The organism is Mesorhizobium sp. M1399, assembly GCF_040317735.1.
Lineage (GTDB): Bacteria > Pseudomonadota > Alphaproteobacteria > Rhizobiales > Rhizobiaceae > Mesorhizobium.
In genome coordinates, this window is sequence record NZ_JAMYKZ010000019.1 from 68880 (window position 1) to 95877 (window position 26998).

Annotated in this window: 24 protein-coding genes; 8 read left to right on the top strand and 16 right to left on the bottom strand. The window is 60.0% G+C overall.

Annotated features, from left to right (window positions below; translation table 11 throughout):
- Positions 1 to 71: 71 nt before the first annotated feature.
- The 3 genes from NKH05_RS27205 (at position 72) to NKH05_RS27215 (ending at position 3308) form a co-directional block, all read left to right on the top strand.
- Positions 72 to 1154 carry an ABC transporter ATP-binding protein gene (locus NKH05_RS27205; RefSeq protein WP_023722153.1) on the top strand — a complete coding sequence of 361 codons (1083 nt, stop codon included), beginning with the start codon at positions 72 to 74 and terminating at the stop codon, positions 1152 to 1154.
- Positions 1155 to 2210 carry a hypothetical protein gene (locus NKH05_RS27210; protein ID WP_352590919.1) on the top strand — a complete coding sequence of 352 codons (1056 nt, stop codon included), beginning with the start codon at positions 1155 to 1157 and terminating at the stop codon, positions 2208 to 2210.
- 99 nt (positions 2211 to 2309) lie between these two features.
- On the top strand, positions 2310 to 3308 hold the full coding sequence (locus tag NKH05_RS27215) for a sugar-binding transcriptional regulator (RefSeq protein WP_023722155.1): 999 nt from the start codon (positions 2310 to 2312) through the stop codon (positions 3306 to 3308).
- A 52-nt stretch (positions 3309 to 3360) separates the two neighbouring features.
- Here NKH05_RS27215 and NKH05_RS27220 read toward each other — a convergent pair whose 3' ends face one another.
- The 5 genes from NKH05_RS27220 to NKH05_RS27240 form a co-directional block, all read right to left on the bottom strand.
- A complete protein-coding gene (locus NKH05_RS27220) occupies positions 3361 to 4092 on the bottom strand; it encodes an ATP-binding cassette domain-containing protein (protein ID WP_031194992.1) in 732 nt (243 codons plus the stop codon).
- 2 nt (positions 4093 to 4094) lie between these two features.
- Positions 4095 to 5075, bottom strand: a complete 981-nt coding sequence (locus NKH05_RS27225) for an ABC transporter permease (RefSeq protein ID WP_352590914.1) — start codon at positions 5073 to 5075, stop codon at positions 4095 to 4097.
- 204 nt (positions 5076 to 5279) lie between these two features.
- Positions 5280 to 6263, bottom strand: coding sequence for a sugar ABC transporter substrate-binding protein (locus tag NKH05_RS27230; RefSeq protein WP_352484285.1), 984 nt, complete (start codon positions 6261 to 6263; stop codon positions 5280 to 5282).
- 39 nt (positions 6264 to 6302) lie between these two features.
- Positions 6303 to 7508, bottom strand: a complete 1206-nt coding sequence (locus tag NKH05_RS27235) for a mandelate racemase/muconate lactonizing enzyme family protein (RefSeq protein ID WP_353026478.1) — start codon at positions 7506 to 7508, stop codon at positions 6303 to 6305.
- A 15-nt stretch (positions 7509 to 7523) separates the two neighbouring features.
- Positions 7524 to 8243, bottom strand: coding sequence for a FadR/GntR family transcriptional regulator (locus NKH05_RS27240; RefSeq protein WP_352484283.1), 720 nt, complete (start codon positions 8241 to 8243; stop codon positions 7524 to 7526).
- Between the two features lie 351 nt (positions 8244 to 8594).
- Here NKH05_RS27240 and NKH05_RS27245 point away from each other — a divergent pair, with 351 nt between their 5' ends.
- Entirely contained in the window at positions 8595 to 9584 is a 990-nt protein-coding gene (locus NKH05_RS27245) for a Tim44 domain-containing protein (RefSeq protein WP_352591060.1), read from the top strand.
- Between the two features lie 276 nt (positions 9585 to 9860).
- On the opposite strand, the gene NKH05_RS27250 is transcribed toward NKH05_RS27245, so the two are convergent.
- The 5 genes from NKH05_RS27250 to NKH05_RS27270 all read right to left on the bottom strand — a co-directional run bounded on the left by NKH05_RS27250 (position 9861) and on the right by NKH05_RS27270 (position 15365).
- The gene (locus tag NKH05_RS27250) at positions 9861 to 10976 is read right to left on the bottom strand and encodes a Fic family protein (protein ID WP_352885455.1); all 1116 of its coding nucleotides are present in this window, start codon (positions 10974 to 10976) and stop codon (positions 9861 to 9863) included.
- Positions 10977 to 11104: 128 nt separating this feature from the next.
- Positions 11105 to 13117 (bottom strand): AAA family ATPase, encoded by a 2013-nt coding sequence (locus NKH05_RS27255; protein ID WP_352590905.1) that lies wholly within the window; start codon positions 13115 to 13117, stop codon positions 11105 to 11107.
- Positions 13114 to 14253, bottom strand: coding sequence for a metallophosphoesterase family protein (locus NKH05_RS27260; RefSeq protein ID WP_352790344.1), 1140 nt, complete (start codon positions 14251 to 14253; stop codon positions 13114 to 13116). The genes NKH05_RS27255 and NKH05_RS27260 overlap by 4 nt, the downstream gene beginning before the upstream one ends.
- Positions 14254 to 14421: 168 nt before the next feature.
- The gene (locus tag NKH05_RS27265; RefSeq protein WP_352590899.1) at positions 14422 to 14673 is read right to left on the bottom strand and encodes a BrnA antitoxin family protein; all 252 of its coding nucleotides are present in this window, start codon (positions 14671 to 14673) and stop codon (positions 14422 to 14424) included.
- Between the two features lie 479 nt (positions 14674 to 15152).
- On the bottom strand, positions 15153 to 15365 hold the full coding sequence (locus NKH05_RS27270; protein WP_031194806.1) for a cold-shock protein: 213 nt from the start codon (positions 15363 to 15365) through the stop codon (positions 15153 to 15155).
- Positions 15366 to 15885: 520 nt separating this feature from the next.
- Between NKH05_RS27270 and NKH05_RS27275 the strand changes: the two genes are divergently transcribed.
- Positions 15886 to 16758: a ferritin-like domain-containing protein gene (locus NKH05_RS27275; RefSeq protein ID WP_352496499.1), complete on the top strand. Its 873-nt coding sequence runs from the start codon at positions 15886 to 15888 to the stop codon at positions 16756 to 16758.
- 342 nt (positions 16759 to 17100) lie between these two features.
- On the opposite strand, the gene NKH05_RS27280 is transcribed toward NKH05_RS27275, so the two are convergent.
- The 6 genes from NKH05_RS27280 to NKH05_RS27305 form a co-directional block, all read right to left on the bottom strand.
- Positions 17101 to 18732, bottom strand: coding sequence for an ABC transporter ATP-binding protein (locus tag NKH05_RS27280; RefSeq protein ID WP_353026482.1), 1632 nt, complete (start codon positions 18730 to 18732; stop codon positions 17101 to 17103).
- Complete coding sequence (locus tag NKH05_RS27285) at positions 18722 to 19588, bottom strand: ABC transporter permease (RefSeq protein WP_502896978.1); 867 nt, start codon at positions 19586 to 19588, stop codon at positions 18722 to 18724. The genes NKH05_RS27280 and NKH05_RS27285 overlap by 11 nt, the downstream gene beginning before the upstream one ends.
- 14 nt (positions 19589 to 19602) lie before the next feature.
- The gene (locus tag NKH05_RS27290; RefSeq protein WP_031194803.1) at positions 19603 to 20649 is read right to left on the bottom strand and encodes an ABC transporter permease; all 1047 of its coding nucleotides are present in this window, start codon (positions 20647 to 20649) and stop codon (positions 19603 to 19605) included.
- A gap of 100 nt (positions 20650 to 20749) precedes the next feature.
- Positions 20750 to 22357, bottom strand: coding sequence for an ABC transporter substrate-binding protein (locus tag NKH05_RS27295; protein ID WP_352590893.1), 1608 nt, complete (start codon positions 22355 to 22357; stop codon positions 20750 to 20752).
- A 99-nt stretch (positions 22358 to 22456) separates the two neighbouring features.
- Entirely contained in the window at positions 22457 to 22810 is a 354-nt protein-coding gene (locus NKH05_RS27300) for a Rieske (2Fe-2S) protein (RefSeq protein WP_292653661.1), read from the bottom strand.
- Positions 22811 to 22821: 11 nt separating this feature from the next.
- Complete coding sequence (locus tag NKH05_RS27305) at positions 22822 to 23904, bottom strand: amidohydrolase family protein (protein ID WP_352496495.1); 1083 nt, start codon at positions 23902 to 23904, stop codon at positions 22822 to 22824.
- A 134-nt stretch (positions 23905 to 24038) separates the two neighbouring features.
- Here NKH05_RS27305 and NKH05_RS27310 point away from each other — a divergent pair, with 134 nt between their 5' ends.
- The 3 genes from NKH05_RS27310 to NKH05_RS27320 all read left to right on the top strand — a co-directional run bounded on the left by NKH05_RS27310 (position 24039) and on the right by NKH05_RS27320 (position 26820).
- Positions 24039 to 24896 carry a LysR family transcriptional regulator gene (locus NKH05_RS27310; protein ID WP_352496494.1) on the top strand — a complete coding sequence of 286 codons (858 nt, stop codon included), beginning with the start codon at positions 24039 to 24041 and terminating at the stop codon, positions 24894 to 24896.
- 88 nt (positions 24897 to 24984) lie between these two features.
- Positions 24985 to 26064 carry an FAD-binding oxidoreductase gene (locus NKH05_RS27315; RefSeq protein WP_352790339.1) on the top strand — a complete coding sequence of 360 codons (1080 nt, stop codon included), beginning with the start codon at positions 24985 to 24987 and terminating at the stop codon, positions 26062 to 26064.
- 513 nt (positions 26065 to 26577) lie between these two features.
- On the top strand, positions 26578 to 26820 hold the full coding sequence (locus tag NKH05_RS27320; protein WP_352590887.1) for a hypothetical protein: 243 nt from the start codon (positions 26578 to 26580) through the stop codon (positions 26818 to 26820).
- Positions 26821 to 26998: the final 178 nt, after the last annotated feature.

Consider the following 26998-nt stretch of genomic DNA (forward strand, 5'->3'; position numbering starts at 1 on the left):
CGACCGTCGCCAATGACTCGCATGGCGAAAGTTGAACCCAACCGGCAAGGGCAATCGAAGGATAACAATTTATGGCGTCTGTCACCATCAGCAACATAAAGAAAGACTATGGCGCCCTCTCGATTATCGATGGACTCGATCTCTCGATCGAGGATGGCCAGTTCGTCGTTCTGTTGGGGCCGTCCGGGTGCGGCAAGTCCACACTGTTGCGCATGATAGCCGGTCTCGAGCCCATCACGTCCGGTGAGATCACGATAGGAGACAGGGTCGTCAACACACTTCATCCCAAAGACCGCAATATCGCGATGGTCTTCCAGAATTACGCGCTTTACGCGCATATGACCGTCTTCGACAACATGGCGTTTTCCATGCAGTTGAAGAAACGCCCCAACGAAGAAATCAAACAGAAGGTCGGATGGGCGGCATCGATCCTCAATCTGACCCCTTATCTGGAACGGTATCCCCGCCAGCTTTCGGGCGGCCAGCGGCAACGCGTCGCCATGGGTCGCGCTATCGTGCGAGACCCAACTGTCTTCCTGTTCGACGAGCCGCTGTCCAACCTCGACGCCAAGCTGCGCGTGCAAATGCGCACGGAAATCAAGGAGCTCCACCAGCGGCTGAAGACCACCACCGTGTATGTCACGCATGACCAAATCGAGGCCATGACCATGGCCGATGTCATCGTCATCATGCGCGACGGCCAGATCGAGCAGATCGGGCGCCCGCTTGATGTCTACGATCGCCCGGCAAACCTCTTCGTCGCCTCCTTCATCGGCTCGCCCGCAATGAACATGTTCCATGGCGAGGTGGCTTCCGAGCGCGACGCCTGGGTGGTGCGGACCGACGAGCTATCCCTCCCGCTTCCGCCAGAGGCTGCGGTCCGGCCCGGCCAAAAGGTGATCTATGGCATTCGGCCCGAACATCTTCGACCTGTGGCAGACGGGCGCGGCATCCCGGCGAGAATTACGGTTGTCGAGCCGACTGGCCCCGAAATCCATATCTTTGCCGCCATGGGCAACATTGCGATCTGCTCGGTGCTGCATGACCGCATGGAGCTCTCTCCTGGAGCTGTGATCCACCTGGAGCCAGCGCCTGAGCGAATCCACCTGTTCGACCAAGGCAGCGGCGAGCGGCTGGACAAGGAAAGAAGCTGAATGGCGAAGATCATTATCCTCGGCGCTGGCGTCATGGGCTCTGCGATGACGCTTCCGGCCGCTCACGCGGGTAACCGCATCACTCTTGTCGGCACCCATCTCGACGAGGAGATCGTCAGCTCTGTGGCCGACACAGGTCATCACCCTCGCCTCAACATCACTCTGCCTGACGCGGTAGCCGCCTGTTCCTGGACCGAATTCGGGACGGCGATGAACGATGGAGCCGACCTGCTTGTACTCGGCGTCTCGTCGGCCGGCGTTCCTTGGGCGATCGACCGCATTGCTGAAAGCATCAAGTCGCCCATGCCGATACTTATGATTACGAAAGGACTCGCCGCGAGCGACGAAGGCATCGAAATCCTGCCGCATCTGCTTGCCCGCGAGATTGAGCAACGTACTGGCTTGTCGATCTCGGTGATGGCCGTCGGCGGACCTTGCATTGCCGGCGAACTGGCCGCACAGCGCGATACCTCCGTGATCGTGGCTGGGCACGATCCCGACCAGCTGGCCGCGGCGTCACGCATCCTGCGCGCGCCTTTCTATCATGCGCGACCATCATCCGATCTCATTGGCGTCGAGATCTGCGCCGCTTTCAAGAACTTCTATACACTCGCCGTTGGGGCTCCCGTCGGGCTGCTTGAGCGAGACGGCAAGGCGCCCAACGGTGCGCTCATGCACAACCTTGCCTCGTCGCTTTTCTCGCAGTCCCTCGCCGAGATGGCGATTCTGGTCGAAGCTCTGGGTGGAAAAATCGAAACAGGGCTGGGGCTGGCCGGCTCCGGCGATCTTTATGTGACCTGCCAGGCGGGCCGTAACGGTCGCATGGGACGCCTGCTCGGCCGCGGCCTGCCCTATTCCGTGGCGAAGCGCGAACATATGAGTTCGGACACGGTTGAGGGGGCGCAACTGGCGCTGGACCTTGGTCAGGCTTTGAAGAATATGATGGGCCGGGGTGTACTTCCCCATGATCGCCTGCCGCTGACGACTGCCATCATCGACGCGATTTGCCATGATGCTCCGCTGGTTTTGTCCTTCGACCGCTATCATCGAGGCTAGCGGAGCCGGGGAAACTCGATTGATGCCTCATATCGATGAGCACATGGCTCGGCCGAGCCCGCTCTGAACCCGCTGCCGCGGAGTGGACAGGATGATCTGATGGAGAAACCAGCACGAAAGAAACGCGACGGCCGCCAAGCCGTAACGAGTTCCGTCACGGCCGATCGCGAGGAAGGGCTGCTCGTGCGCGCCGCCTGGCTTGCTTATGTCGGTGACCTCACCCAGGCGCAAATCGCCAAGTCTCTTGGCCTGACCCGCCTTCGCGTCAACCGGATGCTGGCGCATGCGCGCCAGCGGGGGATCGTTCAGATTCGCATCAATTCCAAGGTGGCGAACTGCATCGAGTTGGAGAACCGGCTGCGGGACGCCTATGGTGTCTCGGATCCAATCGTGGTCCCGACACCGCCGGATCCTGCTCTGGTGCCACAGGTCATCGCAGCCGCCGCCGGCGAAGCCCTGTCGCTTAGAATCCGTGACGGGATATCGGTGGGCGTGGGATGGGGGCGGACGCTCCAGCTCAGTCTGCGGTCGGTGACCGTGCGCCCGGTCAAAGGAATGTCGATCGTTTCCCTGCTTGGCGGGCTCACACGTGGATCGGCGATCAACATCTACGAGATCGCTTCCCGGCTCGCGGCGCTCTTCGACGCGGAATGCTTCTACATCGCAGCACCGGTGTTCACGGATACCGAGGCCACACGCGATCTGCTTATGCGCCAGTCAATTCTGGAAGATGCTTTCACCCATGCCCGCGACGTTGACGCCGCTTTCGTTTCGGTAGGCGCGGTGCACAAGGACGCCACCATCTTTCGGATCGGACTGGTAGGGGACGATGATCTCAGATCGCTCCGCCAAGCCGGAGCTGTCGGCGATATTTGCGGCCACTGGATCGGCGCCGACGGACAACTGGTCGATCACCCGCTAAACAGTCGCGTCATCGGCCTCGCCCCCGAACATCTGCGCGACGTCGACACTGTGATCCTGCCCTCCGGCGGCCTCGACAAGGTTCCGGTGCTGCGCGCCGTGTTGCGCTTGGGTGTCGTCGATGTGCTGATCACCGACGAGAAAACCGCTGAGGCGATCCTTACGGAAAAGCCGTAGCGCAGACTGATCTCCACCAGCAGAGTGGCTCGCGAGTGATTGCTTCTTCACGTCACAGCACCTCGTGGATTTCCTCGATCGAAGTCTCGCCGATCGGCTTGTCCAGAACGATCTCTCCGCGCGCCATCGCCACGACCCGGTCACAGCATTCGAAAACATGATGCATGTTGTGGCTGATGAAGACGCTAGTGATGTTCTGGGCCTTGAGGCCACGAACGAAGCCGATCACCTTTCGCGTTTCCTTCACCGAGAGATGGTTGGTTGGCTCGTCGAGAATCATGACTTTCGACTTGAAGTGCATGGCCCGGGCGATCGCCACGCCTTGGCGCTGGCCGCCCGACAGTTCGCCGACCAGCGCGTCGGGCGACCGCAGATGCAGGTCGACGTCGGCGATCGCCTTGACGCTTTCGTCACGCATGCGCTTCTGGTCCAGGATGCCGATACCGAAAACCGAACCCTTCACCGGCTCGCGTCCGATGAAAACGTTGCGGGCGATGGTCATGGTCGGGACCATGGAATTGTACTGGTAGATCGTCTCGATGCCGCGTTCCATGGCGTCGCGCGGGTTAGAGAAGCGGACCGGTTCACCTTCGATCCTGATCTCGCCGCCATCGGGCTTTTGGGTGCCTGAGAGGATGTTGATCAGCGTCGATTTGCCGGCGCCATTGTCGCCGACGAGGCCCAGTGCCTCGTCGGGATAGATATCCAGCGTAACGTTTTTCAAGGCGTGGACGCCGGAATACCATTTCTGGAGTCCCTTGATCGCGATGATGGGGGCCGCCATGATCAGGTCTCCACCTTCATTGCCCTGCCCCGCTTTCGAAGCCATGCGTTCATGACGACCGCGAAGATAGTCAGAAAGCCGATCGCCATCTTGAACCAGTTGGCGTCAACCTGGCTCAGCACCAGTCCGTTGTCGATGACGCGGATAAGGGCAGCCCCGATGATGCCGCCGAAGATGGTGCCGATGCCACCAGTCAACGAGGCGCCACCGATGACGGCAGCCGACACGGCCTGCAGCTCCAGCCCCTCGCCGATCGACGGCAGCGGGGCGCCGAGCCGCATCACCTGAATGGTACCGGCAAAGCCGGCGAGCACCGAACAGATCATGAAGCAGGCGACCTTCACCCGGGCCGTCGGGATGCCCATCGATTGCGCGGCGGGCAGAAAGCCGCCGGTGGCGCGCACCCAGTTGCCGAAATTCGTGTGCGACAGGAGCACGGTCACCAGGATTGCCACGGCGAGAAACCAGAAGAACGACATGCGAAAGAGGTCGCCCGGTCCCACATAGACCGTAAACAGCCATTTGGGCAGAGCGTTAGCTGGTATGACAGGAGGGAAGCCGCCGGAGATTACCACCGTCAGCGAACGCGCGATGAACAGCATACCAAGCGTGGTGATGAAGCTTGGTATCGCGAAACGAATCGTTATGAACCCGTTGAAAAAGCCGATGAGGGCAGCGATCGCGAGGCCGGCGGCAAAGGCCGGCGCGAACGGAACGCCTGCCGCGAGCATCACCGCCATGGTCATCGGGGTCAGCGCAAAGACCGAGCCCACCGAAAGATCAAACTCACCGCATATCATCAGCAGGGTCACGCCGATCGCGACCAGCCCCATTTCGGGCAGCAGCCCAAGCATTCCGCGAAGGTTCTGTGTGTTCAAAAATACGCCGTTCGAGCGAATCTGAAAGACGATGAGGAGCAGGAGCAGGAACACGACCGCCGCAAGCTCCGGCTTCTCCAGATAAATCTTCATCAAACGCTTCATCATTCGCTCCGGCTCGGGATCGTTTCCGCTGGTTATCGCATCGGCAAAGGGGATGGCGGCAGTCTGTCTTCTACCGCCCTTGACGGGGAAGATGCCGCTGGAGGATGGGGACGGAGCCAACGCCCAAGACCGTGTTGCCTGGCCCTCCCCCTTGTCCAGCCGACCTCTCCCCGTAAGAACGAGGAGAGGACGCCGGCTTCGTGCCTACCGCACGCCCTTTGCGGCCAGTTCCTTGAGCTTTGGCACGTCTTCCTTGACGATGATGCCCTTGCCGGTGTCGATGTCTGCCGGCAGCAGACCGACGTTCTTGGCGAGATAGGCTTCCATCACCGGCATGAAGCCCTGCATGTAGGGCTGCTGGTCGACCTGGACCTGGATATAACCCGCTTCCATCTGTTGCAGGACTTCCGAGACGATATCAAAGCCGCCCATCAGCACCTTGCCCGGCTCGATGCCGCGATCGATCAGTACCTGGGCGACGTAGGCATGCCAAAGGCCGGTGTCGAAATACACCGTGGTGTCCGGGTGGGCAGACAGATAGGCGCCAACACGATCGGCGACGACGGCGCCATCTGTGCCGGTGTCGAGCCGTTCAATGACCACTTCGCGTCCGCCATTCGCGGCCTTGTATTCCTCAAGAAACTTCATGACGCCGGCAGCGCGCTGTTCCGACCAGTTCTGACCGGGCGCGGAGACGCCGACGAGGGCCCTGATCTTGCCTTCCTTGGGGAAGAACTCGGACATCTTCTTGCCGAGTTCGTAGCCGGCGGGAATGAAGCCCTGGCCGATGAAAGCCTGGCGGGCATTGCCGGCGGCTCCCTCGGTGTCGTCGACATTGGATGCGATGACCGTGACGCCGGCAGCGCGGGCGTCGGCGATGATCTGGTCGAAGGCATTGTTGTCGACGATCGAGGTGATCAGCGCGTCCGGGTTTGCCGCGAGCGCCGCCTGCATGTTGGCCGATTGTTGCTCGATCGAGCCTTCGGTCTGCGTGAAGACCATCTGGCAATTGGCCTGGATCTTGGCGCAGGCGTCGTCAAACCCCTTCTTCACAGCTTGCCAGAACGGGTTTGACGCCGACGAATGATGTGTGAAGACGATTTTCATCGGCTCCTGCGCGCGTGAGCCGATTGCCGAGCCTCCAGCCAGTACTGCTCCCAAGGCTGCCGAGATAAGTAGCTTCTTCATGGTTCTCCTCCTCCGTAGAAAGCTGCTTCAGGTTCATTTTCAGAGAGTCGATGCGTCGGTCACCCGTCGAAGCGCCGTGAAGGCGCGATCGATCTCCGGGTTCAGTTCCATGCCGAGGCCCGGTCCGGAAGGCACGGTGATCATGCCGTTCTTCACCTGCGGCAAAGCGGTCACAAGGTCGCGGTACCAGGTCTTGTAGAAGGCCCTGACACTCTCCTGGACGAGCGCGTTCGGCGCATTGAGCGCCAGGTGGGTCGATGCGCCGAGCACAACTGGACCGGTGCAGTCGTGTGGCGCGACCGGCAGGTGCCATGCTTCAGCCATGGCAGCGATCTTGCGCGCCTCCGAGAGCCCGCCGCACCAGCTGATATCGAGCATAATGACGCCGGCCGCCCCGGTCTCGAGAAGGTCACGGAAGGCCCACCGGGAACCGAGCGTCTCCGAAGCCGATATCGGCGCCAGCGAAGCCTCGGCATAGCGTTTCAGGCTGGACAGGCTGTCCATCCTGATCGGATCTTCGTGCCAGAAGGTCTTGTAGGGGGCAAGCTCGCGGGCGATCTGCATGGCCGGCAGCAGCTGCCACATTGAATGGAATTCAACCATGATGTCCATCTTGTCGCCGACCGCATTGCGGATTTTCTCGAATGGCGCCAGCGCGGAACTCAAATCAGGCTGCGAAATATACAAGCCGCGCGTTTTCTCGGCGGCCATGTCGAAGGGCCAGATCTTCATGGCCGTGATGCCTTCCTCCAACAACGAATGCGCCAGTTCGTCGGCGCGGTGAAGGAAGCCGTTCAGATCATCATAGGCGTCGCCGGGCTTATCGAGCCCGTAATTGGCCGTCGTCTGGCCGGTGGTCTTCTTGATGTATTCGGTACCGGCACAGGTGTTGTAGGTCCTGATCTCGTGCCGGGTGAAACCGCCGAGGAGTTGTGCGATCGGCTGACCCGTCGCCTTTCCGAACAGATCCCACAGTGCGATATCGAAAGCGGAGTTGCCCCTGACTTCCGCGCCCGTCGATCGGAAACCGAGATAGCCGACGAGATCGGCGGCAAGCAGGTCGATCTGCAAGGGGTTGCGCCCGATCACGCACGGCGCGACATATTCGTGCAGATAGGTCTCGACGGTTTCGGCCATGAAGAAGGTCTCGCCCAGCCCAACGAGGCCTTCGTCCGTGTGAACCAGGACCCAGAGAAGGTTCGGCCGCTCCTTGAGCCGCAGCGTTTCCAGTTTCGTGATCTTCATCGCGCACCCCGCTCCTCAGGCGATGCCAGCCGCCAGCAGGGCCTTGACGCTCTCGTCAAAATGCCTCGCCATCAGGTCGCGAGCGGACTGAGGATCACCGGTCTCGATTGCTTCGGCGAGATCGATATGGATTTGGATCATCTCCAACTGCTCGGCATCCGAAGGGCGGCTCCGCCAGCCGATCGGCCAGGTCTGGCGCGATACGCGCTCGAACGCGCCGACGATGAGGCTGAAAACCGGATTCTTTGCAGCCTTGGCGATTTCGAGGTGAAAGGCGAGATCGTGCTCCATGACCTGTTCCGGCCGCTGGAAATTCTCGCGCATGGCGAGCGCATGCGTCCTGATCCTTTCCACTTCGTCGGCTGTTCTGCGCAAGGCCGCCAGCATGGCGGTGCGGGTCTCAATCGTGCGGCGCACGTCGTAGATTTGCTGCACCGTGATCTGCTCGGTGTGGACGCCATGCTCGATCACCAGCGACATGGCGCCATAATCCAGCTCGGCGACGGTAGCCCGTCTGCCTGCCCTCAGGTCGATAAGCCGCATGGCGGCGAGCGAGCTGAAGGCCTCGCGAACCACGGTGCGCGAGACGCTCAATTGTCTCGAAAGCGCGGCCTCGCTGGGCAGCCGGTCGCCGGGCCCGAGTTCATGCGCGCGAATATGGCGCGTGATCTCGCCGATCGTATTGCTGACCAGGCTCGCTGCGTCGGAATGTTTTGCGGATACCGCCGTGCTCACGCAATCTCCAGTTCAGGGGGCCAACCTGTATGGCAGGTTTGCCTGAGGTGTTGATAGTATGCGAGAAAGATGTATGTCAAGATCAGGCGGGCCGGCGTCGTCGCCAAGAGACCGATGGCAAGAGGCTTGCACGAACGATGCTCTTGACGCGACCGTCGCCGGGTCGGCCGGGTGCAGGAGCCCGCGCGGTCGAGCAGGCGATTGTCTGCTTGGTGCGCTCGACATTCTCGTCGTGAACAGCGGCGTGCCGCCGACCATGTCGTTCGAATTTTCTTGGCGGATGATTCACTGATATTTCGATCGACGCACCCCATATGAGCGGAAAGAGTGTCACTTGAGGACTTGCCTATGCTGATTTCGCGTTCAGGACGGTTTGCAATTTTGTTTGCGGGATTGTTCCTGGCATTTTCCATGGTCGCTGTGGATCACGCCGATGCGCGCCGTGGCGGCAGCTTCGGCAGTCGCGGCATGCGCACTTTCCAGCCGGTCCCGCCGACCAGGACGGCGCCACAGCCTTCCGCACCGGTCGAGCGCTCGATGACGCCCAATGCGGCAACGAACAATGCGGCCCGCCAGCCGCAGGCATTCCAGCGTCCAGGCTTCTTCAACGGCCTCGGTGGATCGATGATGCGGGGGCTGCTGCTCGGCGGCTTGATCGGCGTTCTTTTGGGCCATGGGTTCGGCGGCTTGGCCGGCATGTTCGGCCTTCTCCTTCAAGTGCTGCTGATCGGCGGCGTGGTCATGCTGGCCATTCGCTTTTTCCGCTCGCAATCGGCGCAAAACCCAGAGCCCGCTATGGCCGGTGCCTCGCGAGGTGCTGGGAGCTTTGGGCGAAGCGCAGCAGCCCGGCCCGAGCCGAGCAACGTCCAAGCATTCCCCATTCCAGGCATCGGGTCGGGATTTGGCGGAACGAGCCAGGCCAGCCCTTCCGATGAGATCACGCTCACTAAAACCGACCTCGACACGTTCCAGCAACGGCTGACGGAAGTTCAAGAAGCATTCGGGCGCGAGGACCATGCTGCCTTGCGCCGGTTGGTGACGCCCGAGATGGTTTCCTATCTGTCCGAGGAACTTGCCGATAATGCCAAAAAGGGCGTCCGGAATGACGTGTCGGACGTCAGCCTGTTGGAGGCCGATATTGCGGAAAGCTGGCGGGAGAATGACCGCGACTACGCGACCGCTGCTTTGCGCTACGAGTCTCGCGACGTGACCCGCGATCGCATCAGTGACAAGATTGTCGAGGGCCAGGCCGATCAGCCGACAGAGACAACCGAACTGTGGACCTTTACGCGGCAGAACGGCGGTGACTGGAAGCTTGCCGCAATACAGCAGCCGAGCTGATGTGCCCGGCCTTGATGTCTGCCAAGAGTTTGTTCAGGTTTCTCGCTACCACTCGAAGGCCAGCGCGCCCCTTCCGCGCGCTTCTTTCCCCCAACGCGCGTTGAGGTAACATTATACCACCGGCTTCAACCGGGACCGGACAATCAGCATCGCACCGCGCGACTTTTTGCGTTTCCGGTCTCGTGTAACCCAATCGACGAACCTCCTGCCGGGTTGCAGCCCGCCACCCCTCGATGCTCAGGCAGGCAGGCTCTTTGACAGCCTGCCTCTTCTGGTTTACGTGGGGCCATCAAGAATGTTCAACGCGTAACGTGTGTGTCGCCGTTCGCCGGTTCTTATCAGTGCACCGTTGGCAACGAGGTCCTGCAAATCTCTTGTTGCCGTCGCGCGCGATGCCTGCGTGATGGCGATATAATTCTCGGCGCTGAGCCCCCCTTTGAACCCGTCGATGCCCGCGCGGAACATCCGGGCGATGACCTTTTCCTGGCGCTCGTTGAAGTGATCCCGGTAGCGTTCGTGAAACTTGGCCTTGACGACGGAGAATTCGACACGAGCGAGCGTTACGCGCTGCGCTTCGAGGATCGTGTTGGCGAAGTAGAGCAGCCAATCTGTTACCGCGTTGCTCGTGTTGCTGGCCTCCAGATGGTCGTAGTAGGCCTTGCGGCGGCGCTCTATCGTATAGGCCAACGCGATGAGGCTGGGCTCACCCAGATTTTGCGCCAGCGCCTTTTCGCAGAGGGCACGGCCTATGCGACCGTTGCCATCCTCGAACGGGTGAATGCTCTCGAAATAAAGGTGCGCGATAGCGGCACGCGTCAACGCTGGGAGCGGTGTCTTGCCTTTGGGTGAGGTATCGTTGAACCAAGTAGTGAAGGCATCCATTTCGGGTTTCACCCGCGCGGAGGGCGGCGTTTCGAAATGAACTTTGGGCTTATCCAGCCGATTGGAAACGATCTGCATGGCATCGGCATGCTGGCGGTAGTTGCCGATGGTCTCGATACGACGCTCACCCGACATCACCATCGTATGCCAAGCGTAAAGAGTGCGATGCGTCAGCGTATCGGCAAAATGCAAGTAGACATCGGCCATCATTTCAGCGATGCCCCGCTCGGCAGGCGGAATGCGCCTGGTCTCGCCGCCCAGACCAAGTTGCTGGCGCAGGGATGATTGCAGGCTCTCGCGGTCGAGGTACTCCCCCTCAATCGCGGATGTCTTCAAGGCCTCTTCGCTGATAAGATCGATGCGGATCTGGTCGCGATCGTCGGAACCGACATGACGAAAGACGCCTAGGAACTCGCCCGATCGCAACAGGAACTCGCTTTCCAGCGGTTCCAACGCCTTCTTATCGTAGGTAAAATGCGGCCAGTCCGCTTGCTCCCAATTCCATACCATGAGTGATAGGGCACCTTGCTATAACTCACGATAGCAACAATTGTGAGCTATAGCAATCTTCTCTATGCCTCAGAAGTCGCGGCTTTGCCCCGGCGCGATCCAACGGCTAACCATCCAGATCAATTTAATCATGCTTGTAGGGCCGCCGCATTGCGGGCCGCGCTCAATCGTTGCTCGAACGTTTCGGTTTTTTCTCCCAGCTCAATGAGCGGCTTAAGTTCTTCATACCCCGCACGTGCAGCGACACGCGACGTGGTGCGACGGGATGACAACGGCGTGTGACCAGGCCGCATGCTTCCAGCCGCTTGAGCAACGGCGTCAGCGTGGTCGCGGATACGTGTGATGGCGGCTGTTGTTTCGGTGAGGCTGCGGAGCGTTGTCCGGATCTCCGCGAGCTCTCGCGCGTTGGCCAGCCGAACCGCTGCAACACTGTCGTCACGCGCCAATAGCGCCTCGAAATCGTCAGCAGTTTGGCCAGTAAGTTCGCCCCGATGCCTGGCCCACGCCTTGTCTCGGGCGCGGCGGATGGCGGCGGCGGCTTCATCGTCGGGCACATCGATCGAGGCACGAAGCGCATCCAGGCGAGCCGAGAGCAGGTCGTGACTCTCCTGGTATTCGGCGAGACGTTCGCAAAGGACAGCCCTGCCCTTTCCCAACCCAGCTGCCCGCACCTTCCATGCACCAACTTGCGTGACACTCGGGACGGGCACCCTGGCCAGTGCCCCGGCGTCTCCGGACCAGGGATGCAGTCGAGCGATTGCCGCCTCCCATCGAACCGTGCTCGCGTCCTCCGCCTCGCGGGCCATCCTGAGGTCTTTTAGGTGCCCGCTGGCTCGCGCTTTCGACAAGGCCGAGGCCAGCCTTGCCCTGGCAGGTTCGGGCACCCCCCTCTCTTGCCCAACCCGCTCGCGTGCCGCCTGAAGTGCATCGAGCGCCGCCGCGCATTCGTTGCGGGCAACGCGTACGCCGGTGGTGATTCCCGATCGCTCTTCGAGCATGGCGCGAACAGCGCCGACTGTGGCAGCAGGCAAAAGCAGCGCAGCCGGATCTGCCTCGGACGATCTTCCAAGGGCGGCAAGGCAATTCGCCACGGCGCTGTCGAGTATCTGCAGCTCGGTCCTGCGGCTTGGCAGGTCAAGGCCTGCGGAGACATGGCGCACTTTGCGATCCGCGAGCGCCCGAACCCGCTCGGACATTGCCAGGATCGCCTCGTCCACATCGACCGACACGATTTTCGTCGTCACTCGCTCGGCGTCGTCGATGTTCCCTGACAGCCGCGTTCTCAGGCTGGCGTCGTCATCGATCAATCCGGTGACGGTGCCTGTCCAGGTCCGCAATGGTGAAGCGATGTCAGGCAGCTCGGCAAGCTGGGCCGCCTTGCGTCGAATGTCGGCGAGGATCGGCATAGCGCGAAGGTACCTGGCAATGGTGTCAAGCCGAGCCGACAGCAATGATCGTTCAGCAATACTGCGGTCGTATTTTTCCGCCGCGTCAAGACGTTCGGCCTCAAGGCTCTCAAAAGTCGAGGCCAAGGTGTCGATCGCGTCCCTGCGCGACTTGAGTTCCGCAAGGCGCTTCTTGAGCAGCGCAAGTTCGGTTCCGTGAGCCTGCTTGCGATAGAGCCCGTCCGCTTCGGTCTCTAGCGCGCTCAACATGTCGCTCGCATGCCCAAGACCGGCGCTGGCCGTGAACAGGAGCTTGCCCAGGTCGCCACGCGACTCCAGGATTGATTTTCCGCCTGCTTCCAGCGTCTCGTCGTCCAGCGAGAACATGGTCTCGTATGCGTCCCGCGACAGACCTGCGAGATGGGCTGCTATCGCCACCTCGCTCACCGGTTGCTCCATTGCGTTCAGCAGCGAGTTGGTGCGCTGCTTCGTGCGCGTGAATGTGTGCTCAGTGCCGGCGAGTTCGAGCACCCCGCCTATACGCATCGCGCTGTACTCGTGCAGGAAATTGTAGCGGCTGCGTTCCTCGATACCGAACAGCAGGTCCAGATAACCGGAAAGTGCGGTCGACTTGCCGGCCTCGTTCAGCCCGAACACAATGTGGAAGTCGGGACCGGACTCCGGCCTTGGGCCGAATTCGATCGTCCCGTCGGTGAACTTTCCATAACGAATAAGATCAAGGCGCCGGAGCCTCATTGCGCTCCACCTGCTTTGAGGCGGGCCGTGACCAGGTCGGCACCGCTGGCAAGCACCTTGTCGATGAACAGTTCCAGCCCAGCTTCGTCCCGTCCGGCGAAGTCGCGCCCGTCCGGCGGCAGATCGGCAATCATCTTTTGGACAAGCGCCCTCGCCTCGGCGCGGAAGGCCTCAGACTTGACATTGGCATGCATGGATTGCGCGAGTTCGAAAATCGGATCGGCGACGTCATCGGCTGTTTCCGCGCTCTGTGGAGCGAGATCAAGCTCAAGTTTTTCGACCCATGTGTCGCCCGTCTGCTCCGCCGCCTGCTCGGCTTCGGCCAGCAGCAGGTCCCTGTCGCGGATCAGCGCCCATGACAACGGCGACGCCCCGGCCAGTCCGAGACGGACCACAACGTGGCGGGATCTGACGGAACCCCGGATACCTTCGAGCGCGGAACGGACACGGCCGACGACCTCAGACCATTCGACCGTCCCGGTCAGATCGACGCTCGCCCGCTCGAACTGCGCGATACTGGTCAGTTTTTCCTCGATCTCGACGGACCGGTCTTCTCGTATCGTGACCAGAGTGGCGGATTTCTCTCCGGCCTCGTTGATGTCCCTGCCCTGCGGCATTCCCGTCATCACAACGGTGCTTGCTCCAGGATGGACTTGGCGCACGTGGATGTGCCCAAGCGCCCAATAGTCAAAACCATGGCCGTGCAGGTCAGCGATGCTGCAAGGGGCATAGACATCGTGACCGGGCGATCCAGCGAGGCTGGTGTGCATGATGCCCACATTGACCGCCCCTTCCCGGGCCGCCGGATACTTGGGCAGCAGGCTTTCCGGCGCCTTTGGGTTCGCGAAGCTCAATCCATGGAATGCGACGTCAAGCCCGCCGGCCGTTTGCAGCACCGACTGGGGGCGGCCGCCGAAGATCGTGACCGTGTCAGGAAAAACGAGCTGTTTCGATATGCGCGATAAGGCAATGACGAGCGCATCGACACGTTCCGCAAGGCAGAGGTCTATTATCGAGACAAATGCCTGGCGACTGGCGTCCCCCACGAGTTCGGCAAGATCAGGGTTTCGCAGCACCAGCGAACGTAGCGGCGAGTCGAGGTGAATGTCGGCCGTGTGTACGAATCGAAATGCCATTCGGGTCTCCGCCCGGAGCATAGAGGGGTTCGGCCGCGGCTCGATGAAAAAATTCCAGGATGCGCGTTGTCGGTTGTCCAAATGGTGCGCAATCGCTTACGCTTATACTTCCGTTCAACTCCATCTGCGTCGCCGCTATCAGCGCCGTGCCGATCAGTAGTCGTCTGATCATTTGTCATCGGCATTGGTCGGTTCTTTGGAGATAGCGCGCCGCAAGGTGTCGTTGATCCGATCCTGCCAGCCTGGTCCATCTTCCTGGAAGTGGTCCAGCACCGCCCTATCGATCCTGATCGAAACAAGCTCTCTGATATTTGGAGCAGCCGACGGTTCGCGAACCGGCGCCGCCGGCTTTTTGATCGGCTTGAAGGCGGCTTCAGCGGCTGACATCGGATTTGTGGGTCGGCGTGGAGGATTTGCCATTTGGATGATCCTGACTGGTCATAATGCTTGTCGAGCGCCTCATAGCGAATGCGCATCATAACCAATGTACCGCAGCCCACACAAAAAGAAAAAGGCCGGACTGTTGAGCCTGGCCAAGTATGAAGGCAGCTTAAACCTACAAAGGGGGAGGAAAAATCCGACGCGATGTCCATGTGGGGCCAAACTCAGGCTATCTTCAATGACATTGCTGTAGGATACAACAAGCCAAAGTGCTCCACGGGGCAACACCACGTCGCCAACCATCCTACGCTGGAGGACGCAAACGCGAAAAACGCGGGGGACTTCCCGCCTTCCGTTACCTGACAACCTGGTTCACACGATCGTTTCTGAAGCGTCGCAGCAATCTGCTGCCCAGGTCTCTCCATCACACCAAGCTTCGCGCGCTTTTTTTACACGGCGGTCAGTACATTCGCGACTTGCCGCGCTCCTGCGGCTTTCGCCACGGCGCGCCAGAGAAATCAACCCGCTTTGCGGAGATTGCCAGCAGAAGACTTGCCGGTACGTCGGTCCTGCTCGATGTCGTAGTTGATCTTTTGGCCCTCAACGAGGTTCGACAAACCAGCGCGCTCGACGGCGGAGATGTGAACAAAAACGTCCTGACCGCCATCGTCGGGTTGGATAAACCCAAACCCTTTAGTGCTGTTGAACCACTTCACGGTTCCAGTTGCCATGTGCATATACTCCTTGTGACTTCCCAGCGTGTTTGATCCGACGAAGAGGCCAGACCGGTTCATAGATAGACGCAGCAAAAGCGAGAAATCGCAAGGCCGGATGGATCGACCAGAATACCAACTTCTCTCGGATGGCCCACTCGTCTCACAAGTCGACAGGAATTTTCCTTTCCGGCGTGAAGCCCCTCCAGCCATCCTTGCTGTCCTGGGTTATCACGGCCCGCTCGTTTCCCTCCGGCCCTTAGCTTGCCGACTTGCGTTTCGAGTTCTTGGTCGACCGTGCTGACGCGGGCGTAGCCTATCCGGCTCATAATGTGTCACCTCAATGTCTGGACTCGAGGCTTGGTCACAAATAGTCGATGCCAACTCCGACGTTACGCTGCCCAAAAAGCCATTGATCCGGGAGCAACCCCTGCAAAGTCCGACCTTTACAGGAACATTTCGCCTATGGCGGAGTTGGGCGCGTTGCCCGCGATAAGGTGCCAAACAGGTGACGCCGGCGGGCTTTTGGGAGGAAGCCATGATACGTGCCATCCCTTCACTCCACCTTTCCCGTCGCCGCGCATTGCAGTTTGGGCTGGGAGCCAGCCTCGCCGCCACGACGGGCCTGGCGCCGGTTTCTCGCGCCTATGCCAAGGAGGAACTGCAGGACGAGGACATTTTCCGCTTTGCGCTCAACTTGGAATACATGGAGGCCGAATACTACCTTCGCGGCACCACCGGAAAGGGCATCGACGCCGCCGATGCCGGTTCCAAACCCGGCGATGTGGTCGGCGGAAAGAAAGTGTCCTTCGAGACACCCGCCATCGGCGAATTCATGCAGGAGGTTGCTGAAAACGAACTCGCGCATGTCCGGTTCTACCGCAAGACGCTTGCAAAGAACGCAGTCGACAGGCCGGCCATCGATTTCGATGCTGGGTTCAAAGCGGTTGCGGAGGCAGCGGGCCTCGGGCGGGACTTCGACCCCTTTGGCAACGAAACGAACTTTGTTCTCGGCGGCATGCTGTTCGAGGATGTCGGCGTCACCGCCTATGCCGGTGCTGCGACGCTTCTGAAGAACAAGGACTTCCTCGCCGCCGCGGCGGGCATATTGGCGGTCGAGGCCTACCACATGGGAATGGCGCGCTCCACTCTATACCGGAAGGGAGAGAAAGCCTGGAAGGCCGCCAACGCCGTCTCCGATGCACGAGACAAGATCGACGGGCCGGAAGACAAGGACCAGGGCATCCAGGTGAATGGCAAGGCCAATTTCGTTCCCTCGACGCCCGACGCGATCGCGTTCACCAGGACGCCGAAAGAAGTGCTGCGGATCGTCTATCTCACCGACAAGGACGGCGTCAGCAAGGGTGGCTTCTATCCGGAAGGGATGAACGGGACCCTGAAGAGCACCTGACCCGCTCGCGACCGGCGATCGGATCGCCGGAAGAGACGCAGCGGACCTGCGGTCGGCACTGCTGGTACGGCTGCGCGACGATCACGATTCAAATCCGCTGCAGGAGTCCCCACCCAAGATTGATTGAATTCCGAACCGCGATCATTGCGGCGTTCACAAGAACGTCAGGAAAGTGCGCTCGGTTCGTTCCGATGGACGGAACGAACCGACCGCTTTGCCGAGAAGCAGGCTCTGCAGTTGGTGCGGCGAGAACCGCCAATTTCCCCGCATTGTTCCGTACGGCCGACCGCCAAGCTGTAAAATGGTGGCGATATGGAAGACACGCGACGCTCTGCCCGACGATCACATCCTCCGGCTGGCGAGCAGCCTTGTGAGCCAATCCGGATCCATTTCCGGCACGGAGGACAAAAGCCGTTCGGTATAGGGGGCATGCGGCGGCGTGAGAACTTCGCTCTTTAATCCCTGCTCAACGACTTTCCCCTGGTGCATGACCACAATCTCGTCGGCGATCGCTCGCACGGTGGCAATGTCATGGGTGATGAAAATGTAGCTCATGCCGAGCTCGCGCTGAAGCCGCATTAAGAGCTTCAGGATTTCCTCCTGCACAATCTGGTCGAGCGCGGACGTGATTTCGTCGCAGATGATGAGTTCCGGATCGGCAGCCAACGCTCGGGCGATGCAAACGCGCTGCTTCTGACCCCCCGACAGTTCGGCCGGCAGACGATCCAGGTAAGTTTCGCTCATCTCGACCATGTGCATGAGTTCGCCGATCCGCCTATCCCGCTGTGCACCCTTGAGGCCGAGGTAGAATTCAAGCGGACGAGCTATGACTTCTTCGACCGTCTGCCGCGGATTTAGGGCGTTGTCGGGCATTTGATAAATCATCTGTATGCGGCGCAAGATCTCTTTTGGGCGCGCCTTCAGGGTCTTGGAAAGGGCCTGGCCAGCAAAGGAAATCGATCCCGAAAGCGGCGGCAGCAGGCCGGTAACAACGCGAGCGAGCGTCGATTTCCCGGAACCGGATTCGCCGACCACAGCCACTGTTCTTCCACGTGGAACGTTGATGGAGACATCCTGGAGCACCTTAACCGCCCGGCCGTAGGCCGCCGTGACGTTGTCTATCGTAAGCAGATAGTCATCGGCCGGAACTTCGGGCTTGGCGAGCTTGCGCACGGCCCAGAGCGTCTTGGTATATTCCTGGCTGGGCGAGGCGAGCATCTGGCGCGTTTCTGCCTCCTCCACGGTAAGTCCATGGCGCAAAACCATGATCCGGTCCGCCATTTGCGCCACCACCGCCAGATCATGCGTCACATAGATTGCAGCGGTGTTGAATTCCTCCACGATGTTGCGAATGGAGGCGAGAACTTCGACCTGCGTCGTCACATCGAGCGCCGTCGTTGGCTCGTCAAAGATGATGAGGTCCGGACGGCAAGCCATCGCCATCGCGGTCATTGCCCGTTGCAACTGTCCGCCGGAAACCTGATGAGGATAGCGAAAGCCGATCGTCTCCGGATCTGGAAGCTGAAGACGGCGATAGAGATCGACGGCATTCCGGTTCGCTTTCTCGCGGCTGGCAATCCCATGGGCCACGACTGTTTCGACAGTCTGGTCAAGGAGTCGGTGGGCCGGATTGAAAGAGGCCGCTGCGCTTTGCGCGACATAGGCAATGCGGGAGCCTCTGAGGCGACGCCGCCCTGTTTCGCTGAGTGCCAGAAGATTGATTCCGTCGAACAGGATCGAGCCCTGTGTAATACGGCAGCCTGGCTTGGCGTAACCCATCGCGGCGAGGCCAATGGTGGATTTGCCGGCGCCTGACTCGCCGATCAGGCCAAGAACCTCCCCCCGCTTCAGCGCCAGATCGACCCCGCGGACAATGGGATGCCACCGCTCGTCCGAGAAACCCTCGACATGTAGGTTGCGGATCTGCAGCAGATCCTTGCCTTTTTCGCGCGAGCCCGGACCGCTACCTTTCATCGCGCAACCCGCTGGTTGCGTGCAGGAACCAGTCGACGACGAAATTCACGGAGACTGTAAGGAGGGCAATCGCGCCGGCCGGCAGCAGCGGCGTGACATCACCGTAGGTGATCAGGGTCGCATTCTCGCGCACCATCGACCCCCAATCAGCGGTCGGCGGCTGAATACCGACGCCCAGGAAGGACAGTGCCGCGATCGTGAGGAATACGAAGCAAAATCGCAAACCGAACTCCGCGACCAGCGGCGGCATGACATTGGGAAGGATTTCCTTGGCGATGATCCATTTCGGGCCTTCGCCGCGCAATCGCGCCACCTCGACATATTCCATCACTGCCACGTTAAGCCCGACGGCGCGTGCGAGCCGAAAGACGCGGGTGGAATCGAGCAGCGCAATGATGATTATCAGGCTGGTGATCGACGAGCCGAAGATCGAGAGCAGCACCAGGGCGAAGATCAGGCTTGGGATCGACATCAACACGTCCACCGCACGCGACAGTATCTGGTCGAGCCATCCCCTATACAATGCGGCAAGAAGGCCGAGCGAGACGCCGACCGCGAAGGACAGCAATGTGGTCGCGACGGCGATACCGATGGTGTTGCGCGCACCGTAAATCAGGCGCGTGAGCATGTCCCGGCCGAGCTGGTCGGTTCCCAATTTGAACTGCTGGCTCCACGGTGCAAAGGCTTCGCTGAAGACCTGCGTTTCGCCGTATGGGGCTATCCAATGCGCGAACACCGCAACGATGACATAACCGAGGATCACGAGGATGCCGAACCATGCACTGAAGGGTGCCTTCTTCAGCGCCGTTTTCGCACGGGTGGCGCGCGAGCGCCTCAGCCTGTGAACCTGAGCCATGGGTTCGTAGCTGGTCATCGTGGATGCAAGAGTCTTGGATTGGTGGCGATGGAAATAATATCGGCGGTCAGATTGAGCAGGATGTAGGTCGCGGCGAAAATCAGGGCGCAGGCCTGGACCACCGGAACATCCCTTGATTTGACCGCGTCAACCATCAGCTGACCGATGCCGGGATAGACGAACACCACTTCGACCACGACCACTCCGACGACGAGATAAGCAAGATTGAACGCCACCACCGTGACGATCGGAGCCCATGCGTTGGGCAAGGCATGCCTGAGTACGATGGCCATGGGCGACATTCCCTTGAGACGCGCCATGTCGATATATGGGCTTGCCAGCATGTTGATGATCGCCGCTCGTGTCATTCGCATCATGTGCGCCACGATGACGAGCGTAAGAGTGATCGCCGGCAAGGCTACTCTCCAGACATGTTCCCAAAACGGCGTCTGATCGTTCACATTCGACAATGTCGGGAACTTAGGAACTGCATTGAGTATCCAGTTCAGCGAGACCGCGAGCCAGTGCGGCAGGGATTGTGCGAACTCGGATCCGATGAACGTGTCGCGCGAGATGACGAGGTAGGCAAGCATATAGGCGACGAAAAACTCGGGGAACGAAATGGTCGTCAGCGTCACTGCGTTCACCAGCCGGTCGAACCAGCCATTGCGGTAGAGCGCAGCGAGGATGCCCAATCCCAGGGCCAGCGGAACTGCTATCAGCGCGGTCATCGATGCAAGGAACATCGTATTGTAGAGGCGCGGGGCGATAATCTCGGCGACGGTGCGCCGGTATCCGGTGCGGCTCGCGAATGAAGAGCCGAAATCACCGTGGAGCATCTGCCCGACCCAGACGAAGTAGCGCTCGACAGGCGGACGGTCGATGCCGATTTCTCGCTGGAAGGCGACGACCGTTTCGGGTGTCGCCGATTGCCCGAGCATCGCCTTGGCGAAGTCGCCCGGCAGCATTGCAATCGCAGAGAAGATGATGATGGACACGATGAACAGCGTGACCAGGCCGAGGCCAAGGCGCTGCAGAACCGTTCTTGCGACGGGGTTCATGGGTACGCGTTTCTCGTTGCTGCCGCCGCCCTGCCACACCAGTCAGGGCACGCGGTTGCAAGCCGGAGCCTAATAGCCATCGCGGGTCCGGCCCGCACTCTCACGCAGTGGCGATCCACCAGCGTTCGGCCATCTTCAATCCATCATTCTCCCAGTTCGGCGCCACCTCGCCATGTGCGAGCTTATTGGATTTGGCGCTGACGAAATTATTGAAGACCAGCACGATGCTGCCGCCATCATCATGGGTCAGTTGCTGCATCTCGGCATACATTGCCGCCCGCTTGGCCTCGTCCGTCTCGGCGCGCGCCTGGACAAGCAACTCGTTGAAGCGGGGATTTTTCCAGAACGACTCGTTCCAGCTGGAGTCTGCGGCGAAGGCTTGCGTGAACATCCAGTCGGCCGTCGCGCGACCGCTCCAATAGGAAGCGCACCAGGGTTTCTTGAGCCAGACATTGTCCCAATAGGCGTCCTCGGCCTCACGCACGACGTTTACGTCGATGCCGCACTGGGCTGCCGTCTCGCGGATGAGGGCAGCCGCGTCCACAGCGCCGGCAAAGGCGGCATCGGCGACCGAGAGGTCCATCTTCAGCTTTTCCATTCCGGCCTTTTTCAGGTAATGCTTGGATTTTTCCGGATCGAAACTGTGCTGCGGCTGCGGATTCGTGGCGAATTTGATCGCCGGGGCGATCGGGTTGTCGTTGGCCACCGTGGCGTGGCCGAGAAAGATCTTGTCGACGATCTCCTGACGGTTAATCGCCCATTTCAAAGCCATTCGGACGTCTGGATTGTCGAACGGCGCAACCGTGACATTCATCGGCAAGGTATAGTGGCCATAGCCGGTGACCTCGACGATCTCCACCTTGGGATTGCGTTTCAACATGCCGAGGGTCTTGAGGTCGGCGCGGCCAATATAGTCCACCTCCCCTGTCGATAACGCGGCCATGCGAGCGGCGAGATCGGTGATGGCGATGAACTCCACCTCGTCGAGATAGGGCTTGCCGTTCTTGAAATAGTTCGGATTGCGCTTGAGTTTGGCCGAGACGCCGGGCTGGAAATTCTCGAGCACGAAAGCACCGGTGCGAACGCCCGATCCCCAATCCGCCTTGCCGTCCTTGGCCGGCATGATGACCAGATGGTAGTCACTCATGATGTAGGGGAAATCGGCGTTGCCGCTCTTCAGCGTGAAGACAACCGTCTCCGGGCCATCCGCCTTGATGCTGGCCACGGGCTCAAGCAGCGGCTTCGCCGCCGATTTGGTTTCGTCGCCCATATGATAGCGCAGCGAAGTCACGACATCGTCCGCCGTCACATTCTTGCCATTGTGGAAGGTTGCGCCCTTGCGCAGCTTGAAGACCCAGGTTTTGGCGCCGTCGGATGATTCAAAGCTCTCGGCAAGATCCGGTTGGACGTTACCTTTCGCGTCGACCTCGGTGAGGCTGTTGGACATCGAGCCGGAGAATGCCGTTTGTGTGAATGTGTCCGGGTAGCCGGCCGGATCGATCGAATCCGTCGTTGCGCCATGTGCCATGCCGAGCTTGGCGAAGCCGCCCTGCAGCGGTTCGGCCCGGGCCGTGCTGACAAAGAGCTTGTCCGCAGCGGTGACCGTCAGCCCAGCGGCCAGCCCAAGATGAATGAAGTCACGGCGGGAAATCTTGCCGTGACCGATCAGGCTTTGAGCGATACCAAGCTTGTATTCAGATTCTGACATTTGACTCTCCCATTACGGATTTTCCGCGTTATTGTTCGTCAAGCACCTGTGAAGTTAGTTTCGATCACCTTTCTTCTACTCTTCGAATCCGTACCTCAATCAGGCCGTCACATAGATGCTGCCCGCTTCGACGGTTACTGGAAATGTGCGCGCGCGAACGGACGGATCGACCAGGGCCGCGCCTGATTTGATGTCGAATTCCCAGCCATGCCAGGCGCAGCGCACGATCTCGTTTTCGCGGTGATAGATGAATTGCGCCTCTTCGACCGGTGCAGTTGTTCCGCATTGCGGCCCCTCGCAAAGCGGAGCGCCGCGGTGCGGACAAACATTCAGCAGCGCGTGGAATGAGTCTCCGATGCGAAAAACGCCGACCGAAAGGCTGCGGATCTTGGCGATGAAGGGAGATCCGGTTTCGATCTCGTCGACGCGGCAGATGTATGTCTTCTCGGGCATCGTCTGCTTCCTCAGGCGGCATTCGCCGCTTGCGCGCGGGGGATGCGTTTGTAAACCTCCAGCGCATTCAGCCCCATGATCTTGCTCTTCCAGGCAGGAGGGATTTGCAGCGTGTTGGCATCGTCGTAATCCCAATGCGGATAGTCTGAGGCAAACATCAGCGTATTTTCTCCGTCCATTGCCTCGAGAGTGGACCAGAGATGCTGAATATTTGCGGGCTGCTCCAGTGGCTGCGTGGAAAAGCGGATGTTGCGCCGGCAGTATTCGGAAGGCAGCATTTTCAGCCATGGCGTCTCTTTGCGTAGGGCTTTGTAATCGGCGTCCAGGCGCCACAGCACCGACGGCACCCAGGCGACGCCGCATTCGATGACCACGAAGTAGAGGTCCGGCCATTTTTCGAAGACGCCATGCGCAATCATGCTTGCGACATGCGAAATCGCCGACATGTGCAGGATGGCATGGGTCTCCCAGAAGAATGTCGTCGGGGCCGGAGCAATCGCGGTCGAATTCACGCCGCCATGGCCGCCCAGATGTATGGCAAAGGGCAGCCCCACCTCGGCGCAAGCCTCGTAGATTGGATGGTAAAACGGATCGCCATAAGGCTTGACGGAGCCTTGCGAAGCGAGAACCTGAACCATGCGCGGATGATTGCCCAGACGGCGTATCTCGGCGGCCGCGAGCTTCGGATCCTGTGGCGCGATGATGATCGAGCCCATGAAGCGATCGTCCTTCGGCAGCCATTGGTCGATCTGGTAGTCATTGTAGGCGCTGACGAGGGCGCTGGCATAATAAGGATTGGCGAGGGTGGAAGCCTCGATCGGCTCATCGCCGGTCAGGATCGCCACATCGACCTTGTACTTGTCGAGGTGTTTTTCCTTCATGATGAGATAGTTGTCGGCTTCTGTTTTCGGACGGACGTCCTTGCGGGAGAAGTCCTGCGGATGAAACCAGGGACGATGGCCATGCGGGAAGGCGCCAACGGGGCCTGTCTTCTCGCCTTCAACGAACATGTCCTTCCATAGGCCGGAAAGGTAGGACTCCAGTACGGTCGCGCTTGACCAGTAATTGTGACAATCGCAGTCGACTATGAACACGTTGCTCAGCTCCGTAGCTTCAGCCTGGTCGATCTGCCGGCCGATTTCACCGAGGGCAGCTTCCGCCTTGAGTATTGTTTGATCAAGCTTATGATCCTGCGCAATATGATCGACTTTTTCGATCGGGAGGTCCCGTGCAGCTAGATCACATCGAAACCTTTCTCGACATCATCGAGTCGCGAAATTTCAATCGTACCGCCGATCGCTTGGGGTTGACCCAGTCGACGATCAGCACCCGCATCAAGAACCTCGAGAGCGCGATCGGGTCCGAGCTCTTTCAGCGCGGGCGCGCCGGCGCTGAGCCGACAGCCGCGGGACGGCGGTTCGAAGCGTACGCCAGATCCCTGCTGTCAACCTGGTCGCAAGCTCGCCACGACGTGCGGGCGTTCAACCGTTTCGAGGGCACCTTGCGCATCGCCGCACAGGTGGGCATGACCCGCTCGGTCCTGCCCGGATGGGTCGAGACACTATGCCAGGCCCTTCCAAAGTCCTCGATCCATGTCGAGTCGGATTATTCAAACCAGATGGTCAGCGATCTTAGCATGGGAAATCTGGATATCGCCGTGCTTTATGCGCCTCGCTACCTGCCTGAGATCGCCTACGAACATCTGATGGTCGAGGAATATGTGATGGTTTCGACGGCTGCCAGAACGCTGTCCGACGTGGACCCTGAAACGTACATTCGCCCGGGCTATACCGCCGTGCTGGAAAAGACGCACGCAGAGCTGCTGGCCGAGCTGGCGATCTGTCGGCTTTCGACGGGATCGGAAACTCTGGCGGAGATCATGCTCCGACGAACGGGTGGCACCTGCTATATGCGTAGCGACGATGCGCGCAGGTTCACTGCTGAACTCCGATCGTTCCTGGTCGAGGGAGCGCCGACGCTGCACCAGCCAGTCCACACCGCGATACTCGCGCGCCGCAAACACGAACCCATCATTCGCAAAGGCATCCGAGCCCTCCAGGTCGCTGTGATGTCACTGGAAGTTTAATCGAAATTACCGATCATAAAGGCAGGATTGCGCGGCTGTTCAGCGGGGTTTGAAATGGCATCTTGGCTCGACTCCAAACCTGAGTTGAATGATGAATGCATACGCGGCCTTTGCAGCCTCCGGCTTCGTCCCAACAAAGCGTCACCGGCAGTGGGCACAGACCACACCGCAGCTTGTGCACTGCCGGCGCGTGATCGACGAAACGCACGATGTGAAAACATTCGTTCTCACACCCGCTTCAGATCGAATCTTCTGCTTCAGCGCTGGCCAGTATGTTCTGGTGCACCTGAGGATCGACGGTGCCGCGGTGACGCGCTCCTACTCTGTTTCGTCACCACCGACGCGACCGCTCGACCTTCAGATTACCGTGAAACGGACGCCGGGCGGGCTCGTTTCGAATTGGCTCCATGACAATTTGATGCCGGGCGATGCGATCGAGATCGAAGGGCCGCTCGGCTCGTTCAATCTCGACGATCTGCCGCATGGAAAGTCCCTCTTCCTTTCAGGTGGCAGCGGGATAACTCCCGTCATGTCTATGTTGCGGGCACTTACCGACCGCGCAGCCGCCCAGGATATCCACTTCATTCACAGTGCGAAAACGCCGGACGACATCATCTTTCGGCTCGAACTGGACGCACTTGCCGCTCGCTTTCCCAATGTTCAAGTGACTTGCATTTGCCGTCAGGAAGACCCAGCCTGGACGGGTCCAACTGGACGCATTAGCAGTCAAATGCTCCTGAATCTGGTTCCCGATCTTCACAGCCGGACCGTTTTCGCCTGTGGGCCGGAATCCTACATGAAGGCGGCACGCCGGTGCCTGGAGGCAATCGGCCTCGCCCCTTCACAGTTTCATGAGGAGAGCTTCGGAGGCGGCAACGGTTCGCGTTCGGAACTGGCTTCAAAGATTTCGTCTTCGGTCCGCTTCGCCCGCTCCGGCATTGCGCATCACTGTGCGCCCGGAGAGACCCTGCTGGAAGCGGCGCGCCAATGTGGCGTCCACATCCCCACCGCCTGCCAGCAGGGAATTTGCGGTACGTGCCGGATCGCCAAGCTGTCCGGCGAAGTCGTCATGGATGACCTAGGCGGGCTGACCTTGGAGGATCAATCGGCAGGCTACATCCTAGCGTGCTGCAGCCGCCCACATGGCGACGTTTTGCTTGATCTCTAACTGTACCGCATCGCGGGACGAAATCGGGTCAGCCTTTGCGTTCCACGACCAAGCCATACTAATGCGACCGCAAGTGGTTAGCGTTTCGGAACCTGTTTTTCCGCCTATCACTTTCACCAGCGAGATCGTCTCGTGCACAATCGCTAGGGAACGAGTGCCCAATTGGCTGTCTTTGCAACCAAGAGCATGAAATCCCATAGCACGCTCTAATTCGCTTCGAACACATTACTTGCTGTTCGACGTTCCGGGCGTGGAGTTATTGGAAACGCAATTCTGTTTGTTTGCACATTCGCCGGTCCTGATAGTCACGGTCTTGACCTTTTTCGGCGTAACCTTGCTTGGCTCGGCCGGCTGAGCCTCGGTTTGCTCCGCATGCACACCCTTGCTTTGCTCGGCGGGTGGAGTAGTGCCCACTGCCTCGCACCGAAACTGATCGTACTCCTCCATCTCCGAGTTCACGCCGTAGAACTTGCGCGTGTTGGTTTCCCCGAAGCGTATCTCTAGGGAGCGAGCATGATCACGCCGCCGAGACGACAGGGCGAATATGCCGACCGCGAGATCGATTGCCAGGAGGCGATGGAGCCAGGCTTTCAGGCGATCATTGATTGCATGCTCGAAGCAGGTTGGACGCGCGGCGAAATCATGCGGTCGCTTCGGCGGCTGATCGCGGCCGACAACATGACGCAGAAGGAAAACGCCAAAGTCGAGGCGCAGCTCGCCATCGCGCGCGCGATGATGCGTGCTGGCCGGCCTTGACGATCGCCACCGCAGCGCCAGTATCCTGACGATGGACGAGAACTACATTTATGAGGCCGTAGCGTTGGTTTCCCCCTAAACAACGCTACCAGACATTTAAGCACGACCGCGTAGGATCGATGGTCTTGTGAATTTTTGGATTCGGCAACGCGACAGCTACTCCCAGAGGGATATTCCC